Origin of the sequence: Sphingopyxis sp. Q841, from assembly GCF_052384365.1 — a bacterium.
Classification (GTDB): domain Bacteria; phylum Pseudomonadota; class Alphaproteobacteria; order Sphingomonadales; family Sphingomonadaceae; genus Sphingopyxis; species Sphingopyxis terrae_A.
In genome coordinates this window covers 1,318,744-1,341,790 of record NZ_JBQSUM010000001.1, presented here as the reverse complement: position 1 = coordinate 1,341,790, position 23,047 = coordinate 1,318,744, and the positions used below count along the sequence as shown (strand labels likewise).

30 protein-coding genes are annotated in these 23,047 nt (G+C 65.6%); 13 read left to right on the top strand and 17 right to left on the bottom strand.

Annotation, left to right across the window (positions count from 1 at the left end):
• The first annotated feature begins 69 nt into the window (after positions 1-69).
• Positions 70-354, top strand: a complete 285-nt coding sequence (locus ACT17R_RS06665) for a hypothetical protein (RefSeq protein ID WP_186402807.1) — start codon at positions 70-72, stop codon at positions 352-354.
• 93 nt (positions 355-447) lie between these two features.
• Here the strand turns inward: ACT17R_RS06665 and hemN are convergent, their stop codons facing one another.
• The 10 genes from hemN to ccoN form a co-directional block, all read right to left on the bottom strand.
• Positions 448-1,773: an oxygen-independent coproporphyrinogen III oxidase gene (gene hemN, locus ACT17R_RS06660; protein ID WP_444809169.1), complete on the bottom strand. Its 1,326-nt coding sequence runs from the start codon at positions 1,771-1,773 to the stop codon at positions 448-450.
• A 65-nt stretch (positions 1,774-1,838) separates the two neighbouring features.
• On the bottom strand, positions 1,839-2,066 hold the full coding sequence (locus ACT17R_RS06655) for a hypothetical protein (protein WP_444809168.1): 228 nt from the start codon (positions 2,064-2,066) through the stop codon (positions 1,839-1,841).
• A complete protein-coding gene (gene ccoS / locus ACT17R_RS06650; protein WP_058812252.1) occupies positions 2,063-2,218 on the bottom strand; it encodes a cbb3-type cytochrome oxidase assembly protein CcoS in 156 nt (51 codons plus the stop codon). Before ccoS ends, ACT17R_RS06655 begins: the two co-directional genes overlap by 4 nt.
• The gene (locus tag ACT17R_RS06645) at positions 2,215-4,338 is read right to left on the bottom strand and encodes a heavy metal translocating P-type ATPase (protein ID WP_444809167.1); all 2,124 of its coding nucleotides are present in this window, start codon (positions 4,336-4,338) and stop codon (positions 2,215-2,217) included. Before ACT17R_RS06645 ends, ccoS begins: the two co-directional genes overlap by 4 nt.
• A complete protein-coding gene (locus ACT17R_RS06640; protein WP_444809166.1) occupies positions 4,335-4,796 on the bottom strand; it encodes a FixH family protein in 462 nt (153 codons plus the stop codon). Before ACT17R_RS06640 ends, ACT17R_RS06645 begins: the two co-directional genes overlap by 4 nt.
• Positions 4,793-6,265 carry a cytochrome c oxidase accessory protein CcoG gene (gene ccoG / locus ACT17R_RS06635; RefSeq protein ID WP_444809165.1) on the bottom strand — a complete coding sequence of 491 codons (1,473 nt, stop codon included), beginning with the start codon at positions 6,263-6,265 and terminating at the stop codon, positions 4,793-4,795. The genes ACT17R_RS06640 and ccoG overlap by 4 nt, the downstream gene beginning before the upstream one ends.
• On the bottom strand, positions 6,252-7,193 hold the full coding sequence (ccoP, locus tag ACT17R_RS06630) for a cytochrome-c oxidase, cbb3-type subunit III (RefSeq protein WP_186402813.1): 942 nt from the start codon (positions 7,191-7,193) through the stop codon (positions 6,252-6,254). Before ccoP ends, ccoG begins: the two co-directional genes overlap by 14 nt.
• Positions 7,186-7,344, bottom strand: coding sequence for a cbb3-type cytochrome c oxidase subunit 3 (locus tag ACT17R_RS06625; protein ID WP_086456482.1), 159 nt, complete (start codon positions 7,342-7,344; stop codon positions 7,186-7,188). The genes ccoP and ACT17R_RS06625 overlap by 8 nt, the downstream gene beginning before the upstream one ends.
• The gene (gene ccoO / locus ACT17R_RS06620; RefSeq protein WP_444809164.1) at positions 7,341-8,114 is read right to left on the bottom strand and encodes a cytochrome-c oxidase, cbb3-type subunit II; all 774 of its coding nucleotides are present in this window, start codon (positions 8,112-8,114) and stop codon (positions 7,341-7,343) included. The genes ACT17R_RS06625 and ccoO overlap by 4 nt, the downstream gene beginning before the upstream one ends.
• A 13-nt stretch (positions 8,115-8,127) precedes the next feature.
• Positions 8,128-9,786: a cytochrome-c oxidase, cbb3-type subunit I gene (gene ccoN, locus ACT17R_RS06615; protein WP_186402815.1), complete on the bottom strand. Its 1,659-nt coding sequence runs from the start codon at positions 9,784-9,786 to the stop codon at positions 8,128-8,130.
• Positions 9,787-9,957: 171 nt separating this feature from the next.
• Between ccoN and ACT17R_RS06610 the strand changes: the two genes are divergently transcribed.
• The gene (locus ACT17R_RS06610; protein ID WP_003041537.1) at positions 9,958-10,629 is read left to right on the top strand and encodes an OmpW/AlkL family protein; all 672 of its coding nucleotides are present in this window, start codon (positions 9,958-9,960) and stop codon (positions 10,627-10,629) included.
• Between the two features lie 62 nt (positions 10,630-10,691).
• On the opposite strand, the gene ACT17R_RS06605 is transcribed toward ACT17R_RS06610, so the two are convergent.
• Positions 10,692-11,384 (bottom strand): Crp/Fnr family transcriptional regulator, encoded by a 693-nt coding sequence (locus ACT17R_RS06605; protein ID WP_186402816.1) that lies wholly within the window; start codon positions 11,382-11,384, stop codon positions 10,692-10,694.
• A 181-nt stretch (positions 11,385-11,565) separates the two neighbouring features.
• On the opposite strand from ACT17R_RS06605, the gene ACT17R_RS06600 reads away from it, so the two are divergent.
• From ACT17R_RS06600 to ACT17R_RS06585, 4 genes are read left to right on the top strand one after another with little or no spacing between them, the layout of a single operon-like run.
• On the top strand, positions 11,566-12,045 hold the full coding sequence (locus ACT17R_RS06600; protein WP_231292865.1) for a response regulator transcription factor: 480 nt from the start codon (positions 11,566-11,568) through the stop codon (positions 12,043-12,045).
• A gap of 48 nt (positions 12,046-12,093) precedes the next feature.
• Positions 12,094-12,474, top strand: a complete 381-nt coding sequence (locus ACT17R_RS06595; protein WP_444809163.1) for a hypothetical protein — start codon at positions 12,094-12,096, stop codon at positions 12,472-12,474.
• A gap of 27 nt (positions 12,475-12,501) precedes the next feature.
• The gene (locus ACT17R_RS06590; protein WP_003041525.1) at positions 12,502-12,915 is read left to right on the top strand and encodes a hypothetical protein; all 414 of its coding nucleotides are present in this window, start codon (positions 12,502-12,504) and stop codon (positions 12,913-12,915) included.
• 30 nt (positions 12,916-12,945) lie between these two features.
• Positions 12,946-13,434, top strand: a complete 489-nt coding sequence (locus ACT17R_RS06585; RefSeq protein ID WP_186402818.1) for a MarR family winged helix-turn-helix transcriptional regulator — start codon at positions 12,946-12,948, stop codon at positions 13,432-13,434.
• A 54-nt stretch (positions 13,435-13,488) separates the two neighbouring features.
• Here ACT17R_RS06585 and ACT17R_RS06580 read toward each other — a convergent pair whose 3' ends face one another.
• From ACT17R_RS06580 to ACT17R_RS06555, 6 genes are all read right to left on the bottom strand, one after another.
• Positions 13,489-14,235 (bottom strand): sigma-70 family RNA polymerase sigma factor, encoded by a 747-nt coding sequence (locus ACT17R_RS06580; protein WP_440516052.1) that lies wholly within the window; start codon positions 14,233-14,235, stop codon positions 13,489-13,491.
• Positions 14,225-16,345, bottom strand: a complete 2,121-nt coding sequence (flhA, locus tag ACT17R_RS06575) for a flagellar biosynthesis protein FlhA (RefSeq protein ID WP_058812245.1) — start codon at positions 16,343-16,345, stop codon at positions 14,225-14,227. Before flhA ends, ACT17R_RS06580 begins: the two co-directional genes overlap by 11 nt.
• Entirely contained in the window at positions 16,342-17,163 is an 822-nt protein-coding gene (locus ACT17R_RS06570; protein WP_444809162.1) for a transglycosylase SLT domain-containing protein, read from the bottom strand. The genes flhA and ACT17R_RS06570 overlap by 4 nt, the downstream gene beginning before the upstream one ends.
• 78 nt (positions 17,164-17,241) lie before the next feature.
• Positions 17,242-17,547: a hypothetical protein gene (locus ACT17R_RS06565; protein WP_444809395.1), complete on the bottom strand. Its 306-nt coding sequence runs from the start codon at positions 17,545-17,547 to the stop codon at positions 17,242-17,244.
• Positions 17,547-17,852 carry a flagellar biosynthesis anti-sigma factor FlgM gene (flgM, locus tag ACT17R_RS06560; protein ID WP_444809161.1) on the bottom strand — a complete coding sequence of 102 codons (306 nt, stop codon included), beginning with the start codon at positions 17,850-17,852 and terminating at the stop codon, positions 17,547-17,549. The genes ACT17R_RS06565 and flgM overlap by 1 nt, the downstream gene beginning before the upstream one ends.
• A gap of 169 nt (positions 17,853-18,021) precedes the next feature.
• Positions 18,022-18,528, bottom strand: a complete 507-nt coding sequence (locus ACT17R_RS06555) for a flagella basal body P-ring formation protein FlgA (RefSeq protein ID WP_062901622.1) — start codon at positions 18,526-18,528, stop codon at positions 18,022-18,024.
• Positions 18,529-18,863: 335 nt separating this feature from the next.
• Here ACT17R_RS06555 and flgB point away from each other — a divergent pair, with 335 nt between their 5' ends.
• Genes flgB through ACT17R_RS06520 form a run of 7 tightly spaced genes read left to right on the top strand, consistent with a single transcriptional unit; the run spans position 18,864 to position 23,027 of the window.
• Positions 18,864-19,217, top strand: coding sequence for a flagellar basal body rod protein FlgB (flgB, locus tag ACT17R_RS06550; RefSeq protein ID WP_444809160.1), 354 nt, complete (start codon positions 18,864-18,866; stop codon positions 19,215-19,217).
• Positions 19,214-19,621, top strand: coding sequence for a flagellar basal body rod protein FlgC (flgC, locus tag ACT17R_RS06545; protein ID WP_003041494.1), 408 nt, complete (start codon positions 19,214-19,216; stop codon positions 19,619-19,621). Before flgB ends, flgC begins: the two co-directional genes overlap by 4 nt.
• 3 nt (positions 19,622-19,624) lie before the next feature.
• Positions 19,625-19,951 (top strand): flagellar hook assembly protein FlgD, encoded by a 327-nt coding sequence (locus tag ACT17R_RS06540; protein WP_003041492.1) that lies wholly within the window; start codon positions 19,625-19,627, stop codon positions 19,949-19,951.
• A 4-nt stretch (positions 19,952-19,955) separates the two neighbouring features.
• Positions 19,956-20,786, top strand: coding sequence for a flagellar hook-basal body complex protein (locus ACT17R_RS06535; RefSeq protein WP_003041489.1), 831 nt, complete (start codon positions 19,956-19,958; stop codon positions 20,784-20,786).
• Between the two features lie 32 nt (positions 20,787-20,818).
• Positions 20,819-21,562: a flagellar basal-body rod protein FlgF gene (gene flgF / locus ACT17R_RS06530; RefSeq protein WP_062901623.1), complete on the top strand. Its 744-nt coding sequence runs from the start codon at positions 20,819-20,821 to the stop codon at positions 21,560-21,562.
• Positions 21,563-21,574: 12 nt separating this feature from the next.
• Entirely contained in the window at positions 21,575-22,363 is a 789-nt protein-coding gene (flgG, locus tag ACT17R_RS06525) for a flagellar basal-body rod protein FlgG (RefSeq protein ID WP_062901624.1), read from the top strand.
• A complete protein-coding gene (locus tag ACT17R_RS06520) occupies positions 22,344-23,027 on the top strand; it encodes a flagellar basal body L-ring protein FlgH (protein WP_186402823.1) in 684 nt (227 codons plus the stop codon). Before flgG ends, ACT17R_RS06520 begins: the two co-directional genes overlap by 20 nt.
• Positions 23,028-23,047 lie beyond the last annotated feature (20 nt).

Genomic DNA, 23,047 nt, shown 5'->3' with positions numbered 1-23,047 from the left:
GTCCTGCTTCCCCGCCGACCCCGTCGCGTTGACCAGGGCCGTGTGAGAGAAACATCCGGAGTAATAGAGATGGCACGTTTTGGTTCCCTGATCGGCGTCGGCCTGGCCGCGACGATGATGATCGCCGCCCCGAGTTTTGCAGCAACCACGACGGCGAAGCCCGCGACGACCGCGGTCAAGCCCGCCGCGAAGCCTTTCAAGCAGGCTGCCGCCAAGCCGAAGGCCGCACCGCAGCGCGTCGCCGCAGCCCGCCCCACCGGCCATATGGTCAAGGCGAAGCAGGCGAACGGCAAGACCGTGACCTATAATTGCAGCCTTCCCGGCAACAAGAACAAGCAGGCTTGCAAGGGCTGACCCCGGCACCCGAAGCCCCGAACAACCTGCTGCTGGCCAGCTCTCGCGCCCCGAGAGCTGGCCTTTCTTGTTCCGGCGAAGCGCGGCGCGCGATCAGCGCGCGATGGCGGCGGTATCGGCAGGGGCGATGGTGCCGCGGAAGCGGTCGAAGCGCGCCGCAATGGTGCGGGCATAAGGCTGCGATCCCTCTTCCAGCACCAGTTCGTCGCCATCCCAGCGGATCAGTCCGCGCTGCGCGACGTCCGCGAGCGCCGGGCGCGCGGCATCGGCCCATGCCGCGGGCAGCGCGGCGCGCCCCTGACACAGGATCGCCTTGATGATCGCGCCGCGCAGGCGGTCTTCATCGGCTACCGCGACGCCGCGCACGGCGGCAAGCCGCCCTTCGCCGATCAGGTCGCGATAGGGGCCGGCGCGCTTTTCATTCTGGACGATCAACCCTCGAAAACGGCTGATCGCGCTCGCCCCGAAGCCGAGGAGGACGGGGGCGTCGTCTTCGGTGAAGCCCTGGAAATTGCGGTTGACGCGCCCCGCCTTGGCCGCCGCGGCAAGCGGATCGCCCGGCAGCACGAAATGATCGAAGCCGACGGGAATGTAGCCCGCCGCGGTCAGCCGTTCGAAACCGTGCGCCGCTTGTTCGAAGCGCAACCGGTCGTCGGGCAGGTCGGTCGCGTCGATGCGCCGTTGCCGGGGCAACATCGCGGGCAGATGCGCATAGCCGAACAACGCGATCCGGCTGGGAGCGAGGCGGATCGTTTCGTCGAGCGTCGCGTCGAGATCGGCGATGGTCTGCCCCGGCAGCCCGTACATCAGATCGAAATTGATCGCGTCGATCCCGCGCAGGCGCAGCGCCGCGACCGTCGCCTCGATATCGCGGAGCGGCTGGACGCGGCCGATCGCTTGCTGGATGTGCGGGGCAAAGGTCTGAACGCCCAGGCTGACACGCGTGACGTTCGACGCGGCGAGGACAAGCGCCCATTCGGTCGTGAAGCCGCGCGGATCGATCTCGATCGATATTTCGGGCCGGCTGACGTCGAAGACGGTCAGCAGGCGGTCGAGGATGCGGACGAATTCAACGGGCGCGACCGCATTGGGGCTGCCGCCGCCAAAAGCGATATGCTGGACGCGCGCGCGGCCGCCGATCCGTTTCGCCACCATCGCGATTTCGGCGCGTAGCGCGACGAGATAGTCGGCGAGCCGCTGCTTGCGGCCTGCGGCCCCGGTATTGCAGCCGCAATACCAGCAAATCTGTTCGCAAAAGGGGATATGGGCATAGAGCGAAAGCGGCGTGGCCGGCTCGATCGCATCAAGCGCCCGCGCATAATCGGCTTCGCCCACCGCCTCGCCAAATTCCACCGCGGTGGGATAGCTGGTGTAGCGCGGCACGGGCTTTGCGAGCAGCTCGGGATAATAGGTCCACATGGCCACGGTCCTACGGGCGGGCGGTCTTTGCCGCATTGACCAAGGTCAAAGCGGCTGCGGCCATGTCAGCAACAACCCTTTTTGTCGTCGGTCGGCTTGCTGCGCCGCTCGGTCACGGCATGGCAGGGCTTCGAACAGGGGTGGTCGCCGGGCTTGTCCGGGGCGCCGGGAACGACGAGCAGATGCGTCCCGCCGCCGCATGCGGGAAGCAGCAAGATCTGAGCATCGCTGGCAAGCGGCGCGAAGGCGAGTCCGGTGGCGGCGGCGAGCGAGGCGAGCGGGCGCAGGATCATGGCGCGGCGTCCTCTTCATCCTCGACGAAGATGCGCAATGCGGCGCCGTCGAGATCGTCGAACTGGCCGTGGCGCAGTGACCAGAAGAAGGCCGCAAGACCGAGCAGTCCCAGCCCGAGCGCGATCGGGATCAGGAAAAGCAAACCGTTCACCGGATCGCCGCCTTCAGGCGCAACGCGTTGCCCACCACGATCAGCGACGAACCCGACATCGCGATGGCCGCGATCAACGGGGTCACATGGCCGAAGATGGCGAGCGGCACCGCGACGATATTATAGCCGATGGCGAGCGCGAAATTCTGCTTCACGATCCGCTGCGTCCGGCGCGCCATGCGCACCGTCTGCACCACCGGCGTCAGCCGGTCGCCGAGGAAGATGCAGTCGGCGGCATTCTTGCCCGCGTCGCTTGCCGATCCCGGCGCCATAGAGGCATGACCGGCGGCCAGTGCCGGGCCGTCGTTGAGGCCGTCGCCGATCATCAACACCCGGTGTCCGGCGCCCGCATGGCGGGCGATCGCGGCGAGCTTGTCCTGCGGCGTCATGCCGGTCTGGGCGGTGATGCCGAGCTCGCGGGCGACGGGTGCCACCGCCTCGGCCCGGTCGCCCGACAGGATCGTCGCGTTGATACCCTCGGCCGCCAGTGCGTCGATTGCGGCACGCGCGTCGGGGCGAAGCTGGTCGGCGAAGCGGATCGTCGCAAGCGGATCGCCGTCGATGGCGAGTTCGGTGGCCAGCGCGGTGCCCGCCGCGGGGCTTTGCGGGCGTCCGAGCGTGACTTTGTGCCCATGCCAGTCCGCCTCGATACCGAAGCCCGGCGTTTCGCGGATATTCTGGACCGTTTCGGGCGCCACGCCGAGCGCCGACAGGCCGCGCGTCAGCGCTTCGCTGAGCGGGTGGCGGCTGGCCTGCGCCAGCGCGAGGAGCAGCGGGCGATGGGCGGGATCGACGGCGTGGAGATCGGTGGCGACCGGCCGGCCGAGCGTCAGCGTTCCTGTCTTGTCGATCAGCGCCCGGTCGACCTCGGCCATGCGTTCGAGCGCCGAGCCGTCCTTGATCAGCACACCGACGCGCATAAGCGCCCCCGCTGCGACGATCTGCGCCGCCGGAACCGCAAGGCCGAGTGCGCAGGGGCAGGTGATGATGAGCACCGCGACCGCGATCAGGAGGCTATGATGCCAGCCTGCGCCGGCGATCATCCAGCCCGCGAATGCGAGCAGCGCGAGCGTGTGGACCGCGGGCGCATAGAAGCGGGCGGCGCGATCGGCGATGCGGACATAGCGCGACTTGCCCTGCGCCGCCTCGCCCATCAGCCGCGCGATATCCGCGATGGCGGTGTCGGCGCCCGCGGCGGTGATCCGGACGCGGATCGGAGCGCCGAGATTGAGCGTACCGGCGTGGACATGGTCGTCGACATGCACCGCCTGCGGCGCGCTTTCGCCGGTGAGCAGCGACAGGTCGATCTGGCTCGACCCCGCGGCGATGACCCCGTCGGCGGCAAGCCGTTCGCCGGCAGCGACCAGCATCACCATGCCCGGCTGAAGCGCGGTTGCATCGACCCAGTGGCCGCTTCCTTCGCCGCGCAGCACCGTCGCGCCGGTGCCCATGTTGCGGAGCAGCGCGGTAACGCCGCCACGGGCGCGGTCGCGCATCACGCTGTCGAGCCAGCGTCCGCACAGCAGGAAGAAGAGGAGCATGACGACGCCGTCGAAATAGGCGTGCTGGCCGTGCGTCGCGGTTTCGTAGACGCTGAGCGCGCTGGTGATGACGACGCCGATGCTGATCGGCACGTCCATATTGGTTCCGCCGTGGCGCAGCGCGCGCCATGCCGAGCGGAAGAAGGGGCGCCCCGAATAGGCGATGGTCGGCAGCGCGATCGCCGCCGACAGCCAGTGGAACAGGTCGCGCGTCGCGCCCTCGGCACCCGACCAGACCGATACCGACAGCAGCATGACATTCATCATTGCGAAACCCGCGACGGCGACCGCACGCAGCAATTCGCGGCTGCTCGCCGCTTCGGGATCGCCTTCGCCGGGGGCGTCGCCGATCGGATGCGCCTCGAACCCCAGCAGCGCGAAGGCGCCAACCAGATCAGGCGTCTCGGCGTCCGGGGTGCAGGCGATATGGACGCGCTTTTCGGTGAAGTTGACGCGCGCCGAGGCGATGCGCCGATCGCGGACCAGCCCTTGTTCGAGCTTCGAGATGCAGCCCGCGCAGCGGATATCGGGAACCGCGAAGTCGCGCTCGACCAGTGGCGAGGCGGTGGCAACGCTCATTGCAGATCGATCCGGTAGCGGGCTTCGTCGGCGCCGTGCCGGACCGAAAGGTCGAGCCGCCAGTGGCCCGCCGGGACCGTTTCGCGCGAGATCAGGCGGCCGCCCGCTGCCGGCGCGAAATGCACCGCGCGCGCTGGCAACTGGCCGAGCGGGTGGCTGAGCGTCGCGGTCGTCGCCAGCCCGTCGAGCGGCTTGCCCTGGCTGCCGACGGCGAGTTCGATGTGGCGGTCGGCATCGAGCGTGGCGCTCTTGTCCCAGCCCAGTCGGTCCTGCGCAGCGGCGCGGGCAAGCCATTCATTGTAATGCTGGCTCGCGACATAGCTGTTTTCGACGACGGTGCCGCCGAAAGTCGAGAGGGCAAATCGCGCCATGACGATGTTCACGGTGATGACGACCGCGAAGAAGGCGACGAGGATCGTCGTCATGTGCCAACCGGTGAAGCGGCGCGCCTTGCTCATTGTCCGGGCTCCTGATTGTCGACCGGCGGCCGGTCGAACTGGATGGTTTCGCTGTCGCCGCGCGGGTCGCCGTCGAGGCCGCGCGTCGCGATCGTGAAATCCTGCCGCGCCGCGCCCGCGGCGGGGGCGGCGACGAACAGCTTGACGCGGGTGACGCTGTCGGGCGCGAGGGTCAGCGTAATCCGCTGCGCCGCCTTGTCGCGCGAGCCCTCCTCGGTCCAAAGCGCGGCATCCTTGAGCCCGCTGACCGTCACCTCGACCGCGCGCGGGCGCGTTTCCATGTTGCGCAGCTTGAGCGTGTAATTGTTGCGGATATGTCCGTCCGAAAGCTGGACGTAGAGCGGGCTGCGTTCGTGCTGGACGGCGAGGTCGAGCCGCGTGCGCTGGCCCAGCGTGAACAGCATGGCGGCGCCGATCGCGCACCAGATCGAAAAATAGATGATCGTGCGCGGGCGAAACAGCGTCTTGCGTACCGGCCGCGCGGTGCCGCCGGCCTTTTCCGCCGCGACATCCTCGAGCGTGCAATAGTCGATCAGGCCGCGCGGACGGCCGACCTGTGCCATCACCCCGTCGCAGGCGTCGATGCACAGCGCGCAGGTGATGCAGCCGATCTGTGGTCCCTCGCGGATGTCGATGCCGGTGGGGCAGACCGCGACGCACTGGTTGCAATCGATGCAGTCGCCGAAGGCGCCGGGGTGCGCCATCGCCTTCTTGGTGCTGCCGCGCGGTTCGCCGCGCCACTCGCGATAGGTCACGAGCAGCGACTTTTCGTCCATCATCGCGGTCTGGATGCGCGGCCAGGGGCACATGTAGATGCACACCTGTTCGCGCATGAAGCCGCCAAGGACGAAGGTCGTCGCGGTCAGCACCGCAACGGTGCCATAGGCGACCGGTGCCGCCTGACCGGTCCAGAAGTCATGCGTCAGCGTCGGCGCATCGGCGAAATACATGATCCATGCGCCGCCGGTCCAGAAGGCGATGGTCAGGTAGATCGCATATTTGAGCGCGCGCTTGCCGATCTTTTCGGCGGTCCACCGCCCCTGCGCGAGGCGAATCTGTGCGTTGCGATCGCCGTCGACCAGCCGGTCGACATGCTGGAACAGGTCGGTCCACACGGTCTGCGGACAGGCATAGCCGCACCAGGCGCGGCCGACCGCGCTCGTCACCAGAAACAGGCCGATGCCAGCCATGATGAGCAGCCCGGCGACATAATAGAATTCGTGCGGCCAGATTTCGATCTGGAACATGTAGAAGCGCCGGTGCGCAAGATCGACGAGCACCGCCTGGTCGGGTGCATAGGGGCCGCGGTCCCAGCGGATCCACGGCGTCCCGTAATAGATCGCCAGTGTCACCGCCATGATCGCCCACTTCAGGCGGCGGAAGGGGCCGTCCACCCGCTTGGGATAGACGGCCTTCCGGGCGGCGTAGAGCGACGTCTTGCCGCCGGTCAGATCGTCAGGGCTGGCCATCGGCTCCCTGCCCTTCCGGGGCGGCTGCGGCCACCGCCGCGGGTGCCGGCGCCTTTTCGCCGCCGCCCAGCGAATAAACATAGGCGGCGAGCATCTTGATCGTCACCGGGTCGAGCCGTTCGCCCCAGTGCGGCATCACGCCGTTGCGCGGCTGGTTGATCGTCGCGGTCAGGCTGGCGCGATCGCCGCCATAGAGCCAGATGGCGTCGGTCAGCTTGGGCGCGCCGACGCTGCGGCCGCCTTCGCCGCCGGCGCCGTGACAGACCGCGCAATTGGCCGAGAAGAGCGCCGCGCCGCGCGCCGACGAGGCGCTGGGCTTTTCCTGACGGCTGATGACACGCACATGGCTGACCAGATCGTCGATCTGCGCGGCGTCGAGGATGCCGTCCCGGCCGAAGGCGGGCATCTGGCTGGTCCGCGTCGTCTTCACGTCCGGATTCCGGATGCCGTTGGTGATCGTATAGTGGATCGCGGCGAGGTCGCCGCCCCACAGCCAGTCATCGTCGGTCAGATTGGGATAGAGCTTCTTTACACCAGCGCCTCCGGCACCGTGGCACTGAACGCAATGGACGCGGAACGCCGCGCCCCCGCCTTGGATCGCGGCCTGCATCAGTTGCGGCCGGGCGGGCAGTTCGGCGATCGGGGTGGCGGCGATCGCATTGACGATCGGCGCCCGCCGCTGCGCCTCGGCGGCGAGTTCCTTTTCGAGCTGGCCGCGGCTGCTCCAGCCGAGCACGCCCTTGGTCGCGCTGTGCAACATCGGCCAGGCGGGATAGAGGATTGCGTAGCCGAGCGCCCAGATGATGGTGAGATAGAAGGTCCACAGCCACCACCGCGGCAGCGGGGTGTTGAGCTCCTCGATCCCGTCCCATTCATGGCCGACCGTGCTTGTGCCGGTGGCTTCGTCGATGCGCCTTTTGTCAGCCATGGTCGTCGTCCTCGAAGATCATCGTTGCGGCCTCGCGATTGCGGTCGCCAGCGCCCTTGCGAAAGGGCCAGGCGATCAGGCCGAGGAACAGCAGGGCCATGCCAAGCAGGCCCCAGCTGTCGGCGAAGTGCCTCAAATCATTATAGGTCATGGCGCCTTCCCCTGCGGGGCGTCGGCGACATGCGCCTGCTCCTGCGGCGCCGCCTTTTCGACATCGACGAGCGTGCCGAGCATCTGGAGATAGGCGACGAGCGCGTCCATTTCGGTCAGACGGGTCGGATCGCCGTCGAAATCGCGAACCTGCGCCTTGGGATAGCGCTTCTGCAGATCGGCGGCTGAGGCGGGGTCGACCTGCGCCTTCAGATCCTCGTTCGCCTTGGCGATGTCCTCTTCCGTATAGGGGACGCCGACGCGATAGAGCGCGGTCAGGTCGTTGCGCAGATCATCGGTCTTGAGGTCGTTTTCGGCGAGGAAGGCGTAGGGCGGCATGATCGATTCGGGTACGACACTGCGCGGATCGATCAGGTGCGCGCGGTGCCATTCGTCCGAATAGCGGCCGCCGACGCGCGCGAGGTCGGGCCCGGTGCGTTTCGACCCCCATTGGAAGGGATGGTCGTACATGCTTTCCGCCGCGAGGCTGTAGTGGCCATAGCGTTCGACCTCGTCGCGGAAGGGACGGATCATCTGGCTGTGGCACAGATAGCAGCCTTCGCGGATGTAGATGTTACGGCCGGCGAGTTCGAGCGGGGTGTAGGGCCGCATGCCGTCGACCTTTTCGACCGTATTGTCGATCCAGAAGAGCGGTGCGATCTCGACGAGACCGCCGATCGCCACGGTGACGAGCGCAAAGAGGCCGAGAAGGCTGACGTTGCGCTCGAGCTTTTTGTGGCTGAAGCCCTTTTCGGCGGGTTGGGTTGCCATGGTCGGGGCCTCCTTATTCGGCGGGAACGGGCGCGAGCGGGCGATCCGTCGCGGCGTTGTGGGGCGTTTCGGTCATCGGCTTTTCGTCGCGGACGCGGCCGGCGAGGGTGTAGCCGACGTTGATCAGCATGATCACGAAGCCCGACAGGTAGAGCGCGCCGCCGGTCGCCCGGATCAGATACATGGGATGCATTGCGGCAACGCTTTCGGCGAAGCTGTAGACGAGATAGCCGTCGGGGCCATATTCGCGCCACATCAGCCCCTGCATGATCCCCGCAACCCACATCGAGGCGGCGTAGAAAACGATGCCGACGGTCGCGAGCCAGAAGTGCCAGTTGACCATGCGCAGACTGTAGAGCCGCTGACGGCCCCACAGGCGCGGGATGAGATAATAGAGGCTGGCGAAGGTGATCATGCCGTTCCAGCCGAGCGCGCCCGAATGGACGTGGCCGATAGTCCAGTCGGTGTAGTGCGACATGGAATTGACCCATTTGATCGACATCATCGGGCCTTCGAAGGTGCTCATGCCATAGAAGGCGAGCGCCATCACCATCATGCGGATGATCGGGTCGGTGCGGATCTTGTCCCATGCGCCGTTCAGCGTCATCAGGCCGTTGATCATGCCGCCCCAGCTCGGCATCCACAGCATGATCGAAAAGACCATGCCCAGCGTCTGCGCCCAGTCGGGTAGCGCGGTGTAGTGCAGATGGTGCGGACCCGCCCAGATATAGAGGAAGATCAGCGACCAGAAGTGGATGATCGACAGGCGATAGCTGTAGACGGGGCGTTCGGCCTGCTTGGGCACGAAATAATACATCATCGCCAGGAAGCCGGCGGTCAGGAAGAAGCCGACCGCATTATGGCCGTACCACCATTGCGTCAGCGCATCCTGGACCCCTGCGAAGGCGGCGTAGCTCTTCGACCCGAAGATCGTGGCTGGCAGCGACAGATTGTTGACGATGTGCAGCATCGCGATCGTCAGGATGAAGCTGAGGTAGAACCAGTTGGCGACATAGATATGGGGTTCGCGCCGCTTGATGATCGTGCCGACGAACACCGCCAGATAGGCGACCCAGACGATGGTCAGCCACAGGTCGACATACCATTCGGGCTCGGCATATTCCTTGCCCTCGGTCACGCCCATCAGATAGCCGGTGGCAGCCAGCACGATGAACAGCTGATAACCCCAGAAGACGAAGCGGGCGAGCGAAGGCAAGGCGAGCCGCGCGCGGCAAGTGCGCTGAACGACGTAAAAGCTCGTCGCGATGAGCGCGTTGCCGCCGAAGGCGAAGATCACTGCCGAGGTATGCAGCGGGCGCAGCCGGCCGAAGGTCGTATATTCGAAGCCGAGGTTGAGCGCGGGATAGGCGAGCTGCAGCGCGATATAGAGGCCGGCAAGGAAGCCCGCGGTGCCCCAGAACAGCGTTGCGATCACGCCCCAGCGGATCGGGTCGTCGTCATAGACGCCTTCATCGCCGGGCATTTTCAATATGCCGCGCGCGATACCGTCGAAATCGGCGCGCGAGACGGTTGCCCACAGAACGGCGAGACAGGCGATCGCGACGATCCCCATATGCACCGCAAAGGGCGCATCGACCGCCAGCGCTGCCATAATGAGCGCGAGGATGGCCAGCGCCAGCCAGCCACCCGCCTTTAAAACCACACCGTCCATATTGCTTGTCCCTGCTTGGCGCGGTCCCTTCGACCGCACGGCTGGGAACCGCTCATGGACGGGGGCGGCCGCCAAAACATTGACCAGGATCAAGTAATTTTTTGCGTTCCATCAATGCGCGGCGCGGCGGGCAAGCGCAGGGAGGCGCTCGTCAACGCAAGGAGTCACGACATGAAGACGCATTATCTCTCCCTCGCTGCCCTGGCCGCTGCCATGGTGGTTCCGGGCCAGGCCCAGGCCAAGGCCGGGGACGTTCAGGTGAAGCTGCTCGCGACCCTCGTCGCGCCCGACGGCAAGATCACCGACGTGAAATATGACGGCCTCAGCCTGCCGGCCGGGACGCAGAGCAAGGCGAACGACAATGTCACGCCGACGATCGCGGTCGAATATTTCGTCACCGACAATGTTTCGCTCGAAACCATTGCGGGCGTGACCCAGCATGATGTCGACGGCGCCGGGGCGCTGGCGGGTGCCGAGCTCGTGTCCGACGTCAAGATCATCCCCGCGACGCTGACGCTGAAATATCATTTCGGCCGCGACGGCGGGATTCAGCCCTATGTCGGCGCTGGCCCGAGCTATTTCTTCTTCATCGACGAAAAGCCGGGCGTGACGACGCGCGGGCTGGGCGCGACGCGGCAGAAGATCAACGACAAGTTCGGCGCCGCGGTGCAGGCCGGGATCGATATTCCGGTGAACGACAAGGGGCTGGCGGTCTCGTTCGATGCGAAGCGCTATTTCCTGCGCCCGACCGCGACCTGGTATGCAGGTACGACCGAAGTACTGCAGACCAAGCACAAGCTCGACCCGTGGGTGATCAGCGCCGGGGTGGCGTTCCGCTTCTGAAGCGGCGCTGATCGGCGACATGCCCCCCGCCGAGGCGCGGGGTGTGTCGCCGACGCAGTCGGCTATCCTGCCATCGCTTCCATCGCGTCGCGATCGGTAATCACGATCTCGCGGCGCGAGGGGAGGTCGAGGAGACCGTCGGAGCGCATCCGGGTGAGCTGACGGCTCGTCGTTTCGATCGTCAGCCCCAATATGTCGGCGATTTGCTGGCGTCCGAAGGGTAGCTCGAAACCGTTACGCATGCCGCCAACCTGGCATCCCTGCCCCGAGAGCCGTTCGGACATTTCGAGGAGGAAGGAGGCGACCTTTTCCGACGCCGACTTGCGGCCGAGCAGCATCATCCAGTGCCGCGCCCGGTCAAGCTCGTCGAGCGTGCGGCGCAAGAGCTTCTGTTGCAGGTCGGGATGATTGCCCGCAAATTCGTCGAAGGCGTTGCGGTTGAAAATGCAGACCTCGGCATCGGTCATCGCGGTAACGCTGTACGGGCTTTCCTTGCCGAACGGGCGGCCGATGAAATCCGACGGAAAAACGATGCCGACGATCTGCTCGCGCCCGTCGGCGGTCGCGACGACCAGTTTGAGCACGCCTTCGAGGACATTGGCGACCACGGGTGCGTCGTCGCCTTCCCAGAGCAGCGTCTGGCCCGCCTTGACGCGCTGCTTGCGCCCCATCTTGCCGAGCAGCAACAGCTCCTCGGGATTGAGGCTCGCACAGATCGCGCGGTTCCGCACGACGCAGGATGCACAGTCGGTCACGCCGTTCGCCTAGCTGAATGCGCGGCATTTGGAAATAGCGAGAGCTTTCGGTCTGGCTGGATGAAGCGGCGCTGCGGAATCCCGGAAATTCGCGCCTCGGGCGTGCCGGTGACGCAGGATGATACGCCTGTCGCGCTCCTCGTAACTTGATTTCGAATCGTGATCCTCTATGCCCTTTTGTGTGCAGGGTGACCCAGACAATTACATCAGTCTCCTTTCGGCCGCGCAAATTGAAACGCTGCGGCTGGTTTTTGAGCACAAAAATTCCAAAGAGATTGCTCGCATTATGGATGTATCCCCGCACACGGTCGATGAGCGTGTGCGGCGCGCTTTGAAAAAACTCAATGCATCCAACAGGATAGAGGCTGCGACGATTTTAGCACGTAACGGTGTATTCGACCAAGTTACTCCCTATCAGCCATTGAGATATCAATTGATCAGCCTAGGCGACGAGGCGCCCGCCGATGAAGCCGGTGTGGGGCGCAGTTCGATCCGGCGGCTTTTCGATATCGGTTCGCCATTTCCTACCGCGTCCCAGCCGGCCAACCGGCATGGGTTGATGGAAAGGATTATCTGGCCAATCCTGATCGCATTTGCGACCATTTTGGCTTTTTCCGCCCTCTATTCGATCCTTGTCGGTCTTGGTCGTGTTTTGACCTGAATGCTGCGGGGGGGATTCCGTCGGCATTCGTATACAAGGACCAGGATTATGCTGAATGAACGCATGTCTGCCGCCAAGAAGATCGCCTCGGACCTCCATCAGGCCGAAGATGCGATCGACGATACGATGATCAGCATCGCGCGCCTCGCCGCGACGCTGCCCACCGCACGCCGCGATACCAATATGTCGGCGATCGTCGGCCAGGAAGCGATGGCCAAGGTTGCGCAGGCGCTCGCCGCGGCCGGCGAAGTCCGCCAGCTGCTGACCGACGCGCATCTTGCGCTCAGCATCACGCAAAAGCAGCTCGGTCTCGGCACGCGCATGTTCGGTGCGGGTGTCAAGCCGCCGGCGGCAACGCTGGTCGAGGATGGCAGTAACGATCACGGCGATGCCGCGGTGGCGCAGCTGCCGCTCGCCAAAGCGTCGTAAGTTCAAGAGCGGGGGTGGACGAACCACATGTGGACCGTAGCGGGCTATTATGCGGTTCTGCTGACCACGGTGGCCGTCGCGATGTGGCGCGGCGGTCCCCTCGAGCGCTGGGCCGCCTATACGGCCCTGCTCGCGTCGGTGTGCACCACCCTCCTCGCACCCAATCCGGATTGGTCGCACATTGAATATAATATCTTTGCGATAGACCTGGTCGCGCTCGCGAGCTTTTGGTTCATCGCATTGAAAACGCAGCGTTTCTGGCCCTATTGGATCACCGGATGGCAGTTGATCGCCATTTTCGGCCATGTCCAGAAGCTGATGTTTTCGGAGATATTGGCGCGTCCCTACGCGCTGCTTTCAATGTATATCTCTTACCCGATCTTGTTCGTCATTCTGTACGCATCGGGTTCGACCAGACGGCGGGGTGGTGTCGGTGTGTAGCGTCTGAAGGCGCACCAGGGGTCCCATCACATGCAGCAATTTTCCAACCAAGAAATTGCCGATCTGAAATCGCGTATCGACGAAATTCACGAGCTGCTAGCCGCGCGCGGCGGCGACGAGCCGCCGGTTCGCGTCGAGCTCGAACCGCGCAGCGACGTGGCGGCGCCGCGGCTGGTCGACCAATTGTCGTTCAGCATCCAGGCTCGCCGAATGCGGCGCCATCATTTCGGCAGCGCGCAGATGTCGGGTCCAACGTGGGACATGATGCTCGACCTGATGCTGGCCAATGCCAACGGCCGAATCCTGAGCGCGAGTGATCTCGCGACGGGGGCCGGCGTGCCGTTGTCGTCGGGGCTGCGGATGATCGCCTCGCTCGAGGCGATGGGGCTCGTCAAACGGTCGATCGACGAACGTGATCGCCGCCGGACCATCGTTCGCCTGACCGATGCGGGGACCGAGCGAATGGCCAGCTATTTCGAGAAGGTCGGCCTGGCGCTGCGGAGCAATCGCGCAGGTTGACCGGCGCGGCCGGATGCGGCTTCTGCTGGTCGCCGCCGCATCCGGCCGTTCGCGTCATTCGGTCATTTCGCGCATCATGCGGTCGATCCTGGCCATCGCGTCGCGCTTGATCTGGCAGACCCGCGCCGCGCTGACGTCGAGCGTCAGCCCGATCTCCTGCAGATTGAGCTCTTCGAAGAAATAGAGCTGCAGGACCATCTGTTCACGGTCCGACAGGCGCCCGATGCAGGCGCGCAGCGCGTCTAGCATTCCTTCCTGTTCGAGCAGCTCGCCGGCCCCGAGCCGGTCGTCGGCGAACAGGAAATCGCCTTCGTTCATCATTTCGTCGAGCGAGGTCGAGCGGCCGTGGGTCGCGCTGCGTTCGAACTCGAAATATTCCTCGGCACCCATCCCCATCGCCTCGGCCATTTCGGCGGCGCCCGGCGCCCGCATCAGCTGTTGTTCGAGCGCGGCGCGCGTCGCCGCGAGCCGCTTGGCGGCCGCCATCGCGGCGCGCCCGACATCGGCCTCGCGCCGCTGCTGGTCGATCATTGCGCCGCGAATACGCGTGGATGCATAGGTGGTGAAGGCGAAGCCGCGCTCCTCGTAGGTACGGCTCGCTTCGATCAGCGCGATCAGCCCGACCTGGATCAGATCCTCAAGATCGCTCGTCCGCGACACGCGCGAATGAACCTGCCAGGCAATCTTGCGCACGAGCGGCGCATGTTCGGCGATCAGCGCCTCGACATTCTCGCCATAGCCGTGCGGCCGTAGGGCGTGCGCGGTCTTTCCCGCAAATTGCTCGGCGGGCTCAATTTTCATGGGGCTCGTCCTTCTGATAGGCTTCTTCGCCGCTGGTCAACCGCGGTTGATCGGCACCGATCGTCGCGACGATTTCGGTCGCCTTGGTCGCCGGGATTTCTAGGTAGGAGATCACCGCAACATCGGGGAATGTCGCGCGCACCAGCCGCGACAGCGCCGGGCGACAGATGGGCGATGCGACGAGCGCGAAACTGCGCGTCTGGAGCAGCAGCGGCTCGACCGCCTGGCCGATCTGTTCGACGATCTTCATCGCCATGCCATGTTCGAACGGCCATTCGGCGCCCGGATTTGCGCGCACCGCCTGATTGAGCAGTACTTCGATATCGGGGGTGAAGGTCACGACAGGCAGCGGCATGCGGCTCGGCACAATCGTTTGGACGATCAGCGCGCCGATGCGCTGGCGCACCGCTTCGATCAGGTCGCCATCGCCGAGCTGCTGGCCGACGAGCGCCACCATAGCCTCCGCAATCTTGCGGAAGTCGCGCAGCGGCACGCGCTCGATGAGCAGCGCCTTGCACAGCGCGGCGACGCGCGGCAGCGCATAGCCCTGGGGGCTGAGGTTCGCCGCAAGCTGCGGATAATGGGTCTTGAGATTGTCGATCAGCGACTGGGCATCGTCGATGCCGAACAGTTCGGCGGCCGAAGCGATGATGCTGTTGTTGAGGTGCGTCGCGACGACCGTGGCGGGGTCGACGACGGTATAGCCCGCCGCGATCGCGTCATTCTGGGCGCTTTTGGGAATCCACAGTGCGTCGAGGCCGAAGGTCGGATCCTTGCAGGGACGGCCCGTCACCTTGGTCACCAGTTCGCCCGAATCGAGCGCGAGCATTTCGTTGGGGAAGACCTCATCCTCGCCGACGATCACCCCGGCGATCGAGATGCGATAGACGTTGCCGGGCAGCGAGAGGTCGTCGGCGACCTTCACCGGCGGCACAACGAAGCCGAGTTCCTTCGACAACTGGCGCCGGATACCGGTGATCCGCGTCATCAGCGGCGCGCCCTTGCGTTCGTCGACCAGGCTGACGAGCGCATAGCCGATTTCGAGCTGGCACGGGCCGATGTCGCTGACGTCCGCCCACTCGATATGATGCGGGTCGGGCGCCGGGGCCGCGGGTTCGGGCTGGGCAGCGACTTCGGCTGCCGCGCGCCGGAGTTGCCAGCCGATGGTGAAGGCCAGCGCCGCGGCAGGCAGGATCAGCATCTGCGGCATCGCGGGGACAAGGCCGAGGATGAACAGGATACCGCCGACCGCCATCCATACATGGGGGGAGGCAAACTGGCTGCCGATCTGGCCCGACAGGTTGTGGGGCGACGACACGCGGGTGACGATGGCGGCGGCCGCGATCGAGAGCAGCAACGCCGGAATCTGGGCGACGAGCGCGTCGCCGATCGCCAGCGTGACATAGGTGCTGCCCGCCTGCGAGAAGGACAGGCCGTGGCTGAACATGCCCAGGATCAGGCCGCCGACGATATTGACGAACAGGATGAGCAGGCCGGCGACCGCGTCGCCCTTCACGAATTTCGACGCACCGTCCATCGAGCCGTAGAAATCGGCCTCCGTTGCGACTTCCTGACGTCGCGCCTTGGCTTCGTCGGGGGTCAGCAGGCCGGCGTTGAGATCGGCGTCGATCGCCATCTGCTTGCCAGGCAGGGCGTCGAGGGTGAAGCGCGCCGACACTTCGGACACGCGCCCTGCGCCCTTGGTGATGACGACAAGGTTGATGATCATCAGCACGCCGAAGACGAACAGGCCGACGACATAGTCGCCGCCGATCAGCACCTGGCCGAACGCTTCGATCACATGGCCCGCCGCTGACGTGCCTTCGTGGCCGTGGACCAGCACGACGCGCGTCGAGGCGACGTTGAGGGCGAGACGGAACAGCGTCGCGAGCAGCAAGACGGTCGGAAAGGCGGAAAAATCGAGCGGCTTCGACGCAGACAGCGCGACCATCAGGATCGCGAGGCTGATCATGATATTGCCGATGAAGCTGATGTCGAGGATGATCGGCGTGACCGGGATCACCATCAACGCGACGAGAATCAGCATCGCCGCGGGCAGTGCCGCGGCAGTCGCGAAGCGCGCCGCATTGCGGACGTCGAGCCCGGTCATGCGGTGCCTCCCGACAGCGAAGCGAGCCGCTGATAGGCACTGGCGGCAAAGTCCATCGACAATTTCCTGGGCATGGGTTGAATATCCATCATCGGTAGCGGCGGCCGTCCGGCGGCTTCGCCCGAAAAACTGGTTGCGGCGCTGCGCCATGTCGAAACGGGCGCTGCCGCGGCGGGCAGCGGTGCCCCGCCGCCGGCGTCGAGCTTGGCGCGGAACAGATGGCGGATCTCGCCGACGCTGCGCATGCTGCCGTCGGGCGCATAAAAGATCGGACGGTTTGCCGCAGCGGCTTCGGGCAACAGCGTGGCGCCCGGCTGGTCGGGGTTCGCGTCGAGCGCGGTCAGAAAGCGCGCGGCCCCCGCGCTGCCAAGGAAATGCGCGAGGTAGAGATCGACCGGTTCGGCGGTGCGGCCCATCCGGCTTTCGAGGAACTCGCGATTATCGGCGGTCAGCGCCGCCGCCATGTTCGATGCGGCAAAGGGATCGTCGCGCAGCGCCATGATCTGGTTGCGCAGCGCCGGATCGCTGACCGACAGGCGGCCCGCGCCATCGCGGCGGATCGCGTCGGCCGCCCAGGCGAGCCCGTGATTGGCGCCGTGGCGTTCGAGCGTTGCGAGCCAGGTCTGATTGGTGAACTGATAGAGGCCGCGCGCCGACGAGGTTGCGGCCTTGGCGCCGGGATTGAAGCGGCTTTCGACGCGGGCGACATCGACCAGATAGTCGAAATCGACCCCCGTGCGCGCCGACGCCGTCTGCACCGCATCCATGACGGGTGCGGCGATCCGGTTCGCTGCCTGGGGGTTGTTGATTGCGTTCATTGCCTCTGTTCCGCTGTTTCAGCAGAAGAGAAGCAATCATCGTGCCATTTCCGGGAAAGCCCCCGAAAATCTTGCTTATCAATAGGTTAAAGCGGGGCCTCTGGGTTGCGTGCCGCGGATTGCATGGTTCATGTCAATCCTCTGACGCGTCCAGTTCTTCAGGACATTGATACGGATCGCGGCCGCTTCGAGCTGGCCCAGCGTCTTGCCGATCAGCGCCCGTGCCTGCATTTCGCTGCCCGCCGGAACGCCGGCGCCGCGAAACAGGATGACCGCCGTCGCCAGATCCTCGGTCGCCGACACGATCGCCCCGGCATCATGCCCGTCGAGCGCGTCGACGAGCAAATCGAGCTTGGCCTGAACTTCGTGCATCTGTTCGATCATCACGAATTGCCGCCCGCGCTGTGGAAAAGCGCCATCGACTTGGCGATCGCGACGGGATCGACGCTATATTCGCCGCTCGCAATGGCGGCGCGCAGCGATGCGATACGGGCATAGTCCACCGGCGGCTCCTGCGCGGCCATTTCGTTGGCAAGGCTGATCAGCCGCGCGACGGGCACCGCCGTCGGAGCGGGCTGGGCCGTCGTGCGCGGATTCGCCGAAGCGGTGGAACCGCTTGCCGTCCTGCGCACGGGTGTCGCTCGCGTGACACCGCCGACCTGCAGGACGAGTTTGTCGTCACCTGCCATCCTAGCCTCCATCATGCACCGTCGGAAAATCGACGGCACTGCTTCAGAGCCTTTAACGGCGGGTGGGGCGGCGCTTTAAGGGGCGGGTTGCCAAAAAATTAAAAAAAGAGGCCCGGCGGCGTCGAAAAATCGACAACCACCGGGCCAGTGGGGCTTAACTGTTTGAAAATCAGTCCTGAAGGCTCGCGCGGCCCGGACCGGTGACGGTGGCGCTGATCATGTTTTTCGCGTCATTGCCGCGCAGGGCAATCGTTTCGCCGACGCGGCCGTCTTCGGTCGCGATGGCGTTGTAGCTTACCGAAAAGCTGTCGGTGTCGATCGAGACGCGGACATTGTCGCCGCGGCGGATGACCGGCGCGGCGGCCGGGGCGGAGCGGGCGAAGACGGCGGAGGTCGCCGCGCCCGCCTGCGCCGCCATCGGCACCCGCAAGCGCCAGCCAAGCGATTCGCAGCGCACAGCGAGCGTCTGGCTGTCGATCGCGGTGATCGATGCCTGTTCGGGGCAGCGCGCCAGCTTGATGCGCCGGTCGATCGGTGTCGCGGTACGCCCCATCGCATTTGCGACCATCGCGGTCAGCGTGTCGATGGTCTGCCAATCCTCGGTCGCCTGCTGCGCGGTTGCGGCGGGCGCCATCGCGATGCCGGCGGCGAGGGCAGCGATCGTCCTGCGATACATGACCCAATCTCCTTTGCTGGTCCTTTGTCGCCGGTCACGGTGCAGGATGCGTGCCAATCGCGGGCAACCGCCGAATATGCGGCCTGCGCACCCATTGCCGTCAATCTTTTGACGAGCGCCTGGCGGGCCGGGCCTGCTCCCGCCGCCACGTTGCCCCAGAGCACTGAAAAACAAGCGATAATGCAATTTGGCACGGCGATTGCATCATGCCTTGGTGATTCATCGCGCCCCTGCGCCGGACCGCCGGCAGCGAGGCGGGGCGACGGATCGAAGCCCGCCACTTGATGGCGGCAAGCGAAGGCCCGCTACCGAAAGGTGGCTTGCGAAGGAAAGTGATGATGGCATCCGAGAAGCTCTTTGGCCTGCATGCGACAGCGCTCCAGCTGCGCAGCCAGCGCATGATGATGCTCGCGTCGAACATCGCCAACGCCGCGACCCCCAATTACAAGGCGCGCGACCTTGATTTTACCAAGGCGCTCGATCTGGCCCAGCAGGGCGCATCGACCGACGGCGCGATCGAAGGCGCCATCGCCTACCGCGTGCCGGTGCAGGCCACGCTCGACGGAAACACCGTCGAAATGGCGACTGAACAGACCGCCTTTGCCGAAAACGCGCTCGCCTACCGCTCGAGCCTTTCCTTTCTGCAGGGCCGGATCGGCACGTTGACGCGCGCGCTGAAGGGCGAATGACGATGAGCGCGCTCTCGATCTTCGACATCAGCGGCCGCGCCATGTCGGCGCAGCTAGTCCGCCTCAACACAACGGCATCGAACCTGGCCAACGCCGGCACGGTCGCGGGCAGCGAAAAGGAAGCCTTCCGTTCGCTGAAGCCCGTGTTCCGCACCGTCATGGACGGCGCGGGGCGCGCGACCGTCGCGGTCGACCAGGTGACGGTCAGCAAAATGGCCCCGTCGAAACGGCACGACCCGTCGAACCCGCTCGCCGACAAGGACGGCAACGTCTGGGAGGCCGCGGTCGATAGCGCCGCCGAACTGGTCGAGATGGTCGAGACGGCCCGCCAGTATCAGAACAACGTCCAGGTCCTCGAAACCGCAAAGGGCCTGATCAACGAAACGCTGCGGTTGGGACAATAAGCCATGACGACCACCTCTGCCGTTAACGGAAGCAATATCACGGTGGTGCCGAAGAACAGCGGCACCCAGCTCGGCCAGCAGGATTTCCTGCGGCTGATGACCGCTCAGCTGTCGCAGCAGGACCCGTTCAACCCCGTCGACAACCAGCAGATGGTTGCGCAGATGGCGCAATTCTCGAGCCTGGCCGGCGTCACCGAAACCAACACGACGCTGAAGACGATCTCGGACCAGCTCACGGCGCAGACCGCGCTGCTTCAGGACATCAAGACCGCTCAGGACGCCGCCGCGGCGGCCGCCGCAGCCACTCAATCGACCACGCAGGAAGGATAAGTCCATGTCATTCTATACTTCGCTTTCGGGCCTCAAGGGTGCCCAGACCGACATGTCGGTCATCTCGAACAATATCGCCAACGCCAGCTCGACGGGCTTCAAGCGCAGCCGCGCCCAGTTCGGCGATCTGTTCGCCTCGTCGCCGACCCAGTCGACGCGCATGGTCGCAGGTCAGGGCCAGCGCCTGAACGGCATCATCCAGCAGTTCACGCAGGGTACGCTCGAGGCGAGCGAAAAGACGCTCGATCTCGCGATCGCGGGCGAAGGCATGTTCGTCGTCAAGGGCGAGCCGCCGCGCGAGCAGGTGACCTACACCCGCAACGGCGCCTTCACCCCGACTGATGACGGCCATATCGTGGACACCACCGGCCAGAAGCTGCAGCTGCTCCCGGTAGATGCGTCGGGCAATGTCACCGACCGCACGCTTGCCGGCATGACCGACTTCGTGCTCCCCGCGGGCGCGCCGTCGGATCCGACCTCGGCGCTGGTCAATGTGTCGGTCGGCCTCGACGGCCTTGTGACCGCGACCTTCGCCAATGGCGAGGGCCAGGTGCTCGGCAAGGTCGCGATGGCGAGCTTCCCCTCGATGGAAGGGCTGCGCCCCGTCGGCGACGCGCATTACCAGTCGACGGGCGAAAGCGGCCAGCCGACGATCGACGCCGCGACCAACGGCCCGATGGGTACGATCCGCTCGGGCGCGCTCGAACGCTCGAACGTCGACATCACCGAAGAGCTGGTGCTGCTGATCGCCGCCCAGCGCAACTTCCAGGCGAACGCGAAAGCGATCGAGGGCGCGTCGACGCTGACGCAGACCCTGATCAACATGCGTTCGTAATTTCCGATTAGCCGTCTGCCGGGAGCCAGAAGATGGACCGTCTCATCTACACCAGCCTCACCGCGATGCGGGGCAGCCAGGCCCGGCAGACGGCGATCGCCAACAATCTTGCCAATGCCCAGACGCCCGGCTTTCGCGGCGACATGGCGGAGGCGCAGTCGCTCTGGCTTCAGGGCAGCGGCGTCAATGCCCGTGCCATGTCGTCGGAGGAAGTGATCGGCGCCGACATGCGCGCCGGTGCGGTATTCGCCACCGGCCGCGACCTCGATGTCGCGGTGACCGGCGACGCGCTTCTCGTCGTGCAGGCCGAAAATGGCGAAGAAGCCTATACGCGCCGCGGCGATCTGCAGGTTTCGGCGAGCGGGCTGCTCACCACCGGCGACGGCCACCCCGTCCAGGGGGCGCAGGGCCCGGTGACCATTCCGCCCGCCGACAAGGTCAGCATCGACAGCGAAGGGCGCATCTGGGTCGTGCCCACGGGCGGCGATCCGCAGAACCCGCAGGAAGTCGACCGACTGCGTCTGACGACCCCCGCGGGATCGGACATCGTCAAGGGGCTCGACAATCTTTTCCGCGTCAAGGGCGGCGGCATCCTGCCCGACGATCCCGAAGCGCGCGTCGTCACGCGGTCGCTCGAGGGATCGAACGTCGCCGCCACCAGCGCTCTCGTCGAGATGATCGAGGCGAGCCGCAGCTGGGATTCGCAACTCAAGCTCATCAGCGACGCGCGCGACATGGACAGCGCGACCGCGAACCTGATGCAGCTCCCCCGTTAAGGAGAATAGACAATGAGCTTCGGTGCCTTGCACGTCGCGCGGACCGGTCTGGATGCCCAGGGCTTCCGGATGCAGGTGATCGCGAACAACCTCGCCAACGTGAACACCACGGGCTTCAAGCGCGACCGCGCCAATTTCGAAACGCTGGGCTATCAGATGATGACCCAGCCGGGTGCGCCCTCGTCGTCGGAAAACCGCTACGCGACCGGCCTCAACCTCGGCACCGGCGTCGAACTGGGTGGCACCGCGCGCATCGATACGCAGGGTTCGCTCAACGCCACGGGCAACGGGCTCGACATGGCGATCGAAGGCGCCGGCTTCTTTCAGGTGCTGCTGCCCGACGGCCGCACCGGCTATACCCGCGCCGGCAATTTCACCATGTCGGCCGATGGCACGATCGTCACGCCCGACGGCAAGCCGCTGCAGCCCAACATCCAGGTTCCTGAAGGCGCGACCGGCGTGTCGGTCGGAGCCGACGGCACCGTCTCGGCGACCGTTCCCGGCCAGGCCGAGGCAACCGAGCTCGGCCGCATCGAAATCGCGCGCTTCGTCAATCCGTCGGGCCTGCAGGCGATCGGCGACAATATGCTCGTCGAAACCGCCGCTTCGGGCGCACCGCAGGTCGGCGCTGCAGGCGAGGAGGGCCGCGGCATCCTGCGGTCGGGCATGCTCGAAGGATCGAACGTCAATGTCGTCGAGGAACTGGTCGACATGATCGAGACGCAGCGCGCCTACGAAGTCAATTCGAAGATGATCCAGGCCACCGACGAGATGATGAAAAATGCCACGCAAACGCTCTAAGGCCCTGCTCCTCGCATCGGCGCTGCTGCTGCCCTTCGGCATGCTGGCACCGGGCGCTGCGCAGGCGAAGGACAAGCTTGCACCCGACGCCTTTGCCGTCGCGATGCCCGTCGATCCCGCGCCGCCGCCGACGCCCAACGGTGCAATCTTCCAAGGGGGCTATACGCCGCTCACCTCGGGTGGCCGCGCCGGCCGGGTCGGCGACATCGTCACGATCCAGCTCGTCGAACGCACCGCGGCGACCAAGAGCAACAGCGCGACGACGCAGCGCGGCGGCAGCATCGGCCTGACCCCGCCATCGACCGGTCCCCTGTCGCTCTTTTCGCCCAGCGACATCGGCGCGAGCGGCGACCAGCAGTTCAAGGGCAAGGGCGATGCCGCCCAGTCGAACGCGCTGTCGGGCGAGATCAGCGTCACCGTCGCCGAAGTCTATCCCAACGGGATGATGCTGGTGCGCGGCGAAAAGCTGCTGACGCTCAATCGCGGCGACGAGCGCGTCCAGATCTCTGGCCTCGTGCGGCCGATCGACATCGGCCCCGACAACCGCGTCCTGTCGACCCGCGTCGCCAACGCGACGATCCGCTACGTCGGCAAGGGCGAGATCGCCCGCGCCAGCAAGCAGGGCTGGCTGCAGCGTTTCTTCTCGATCATCAGCCCCTTCTGAACGCCTTTTTAAAGGATAGT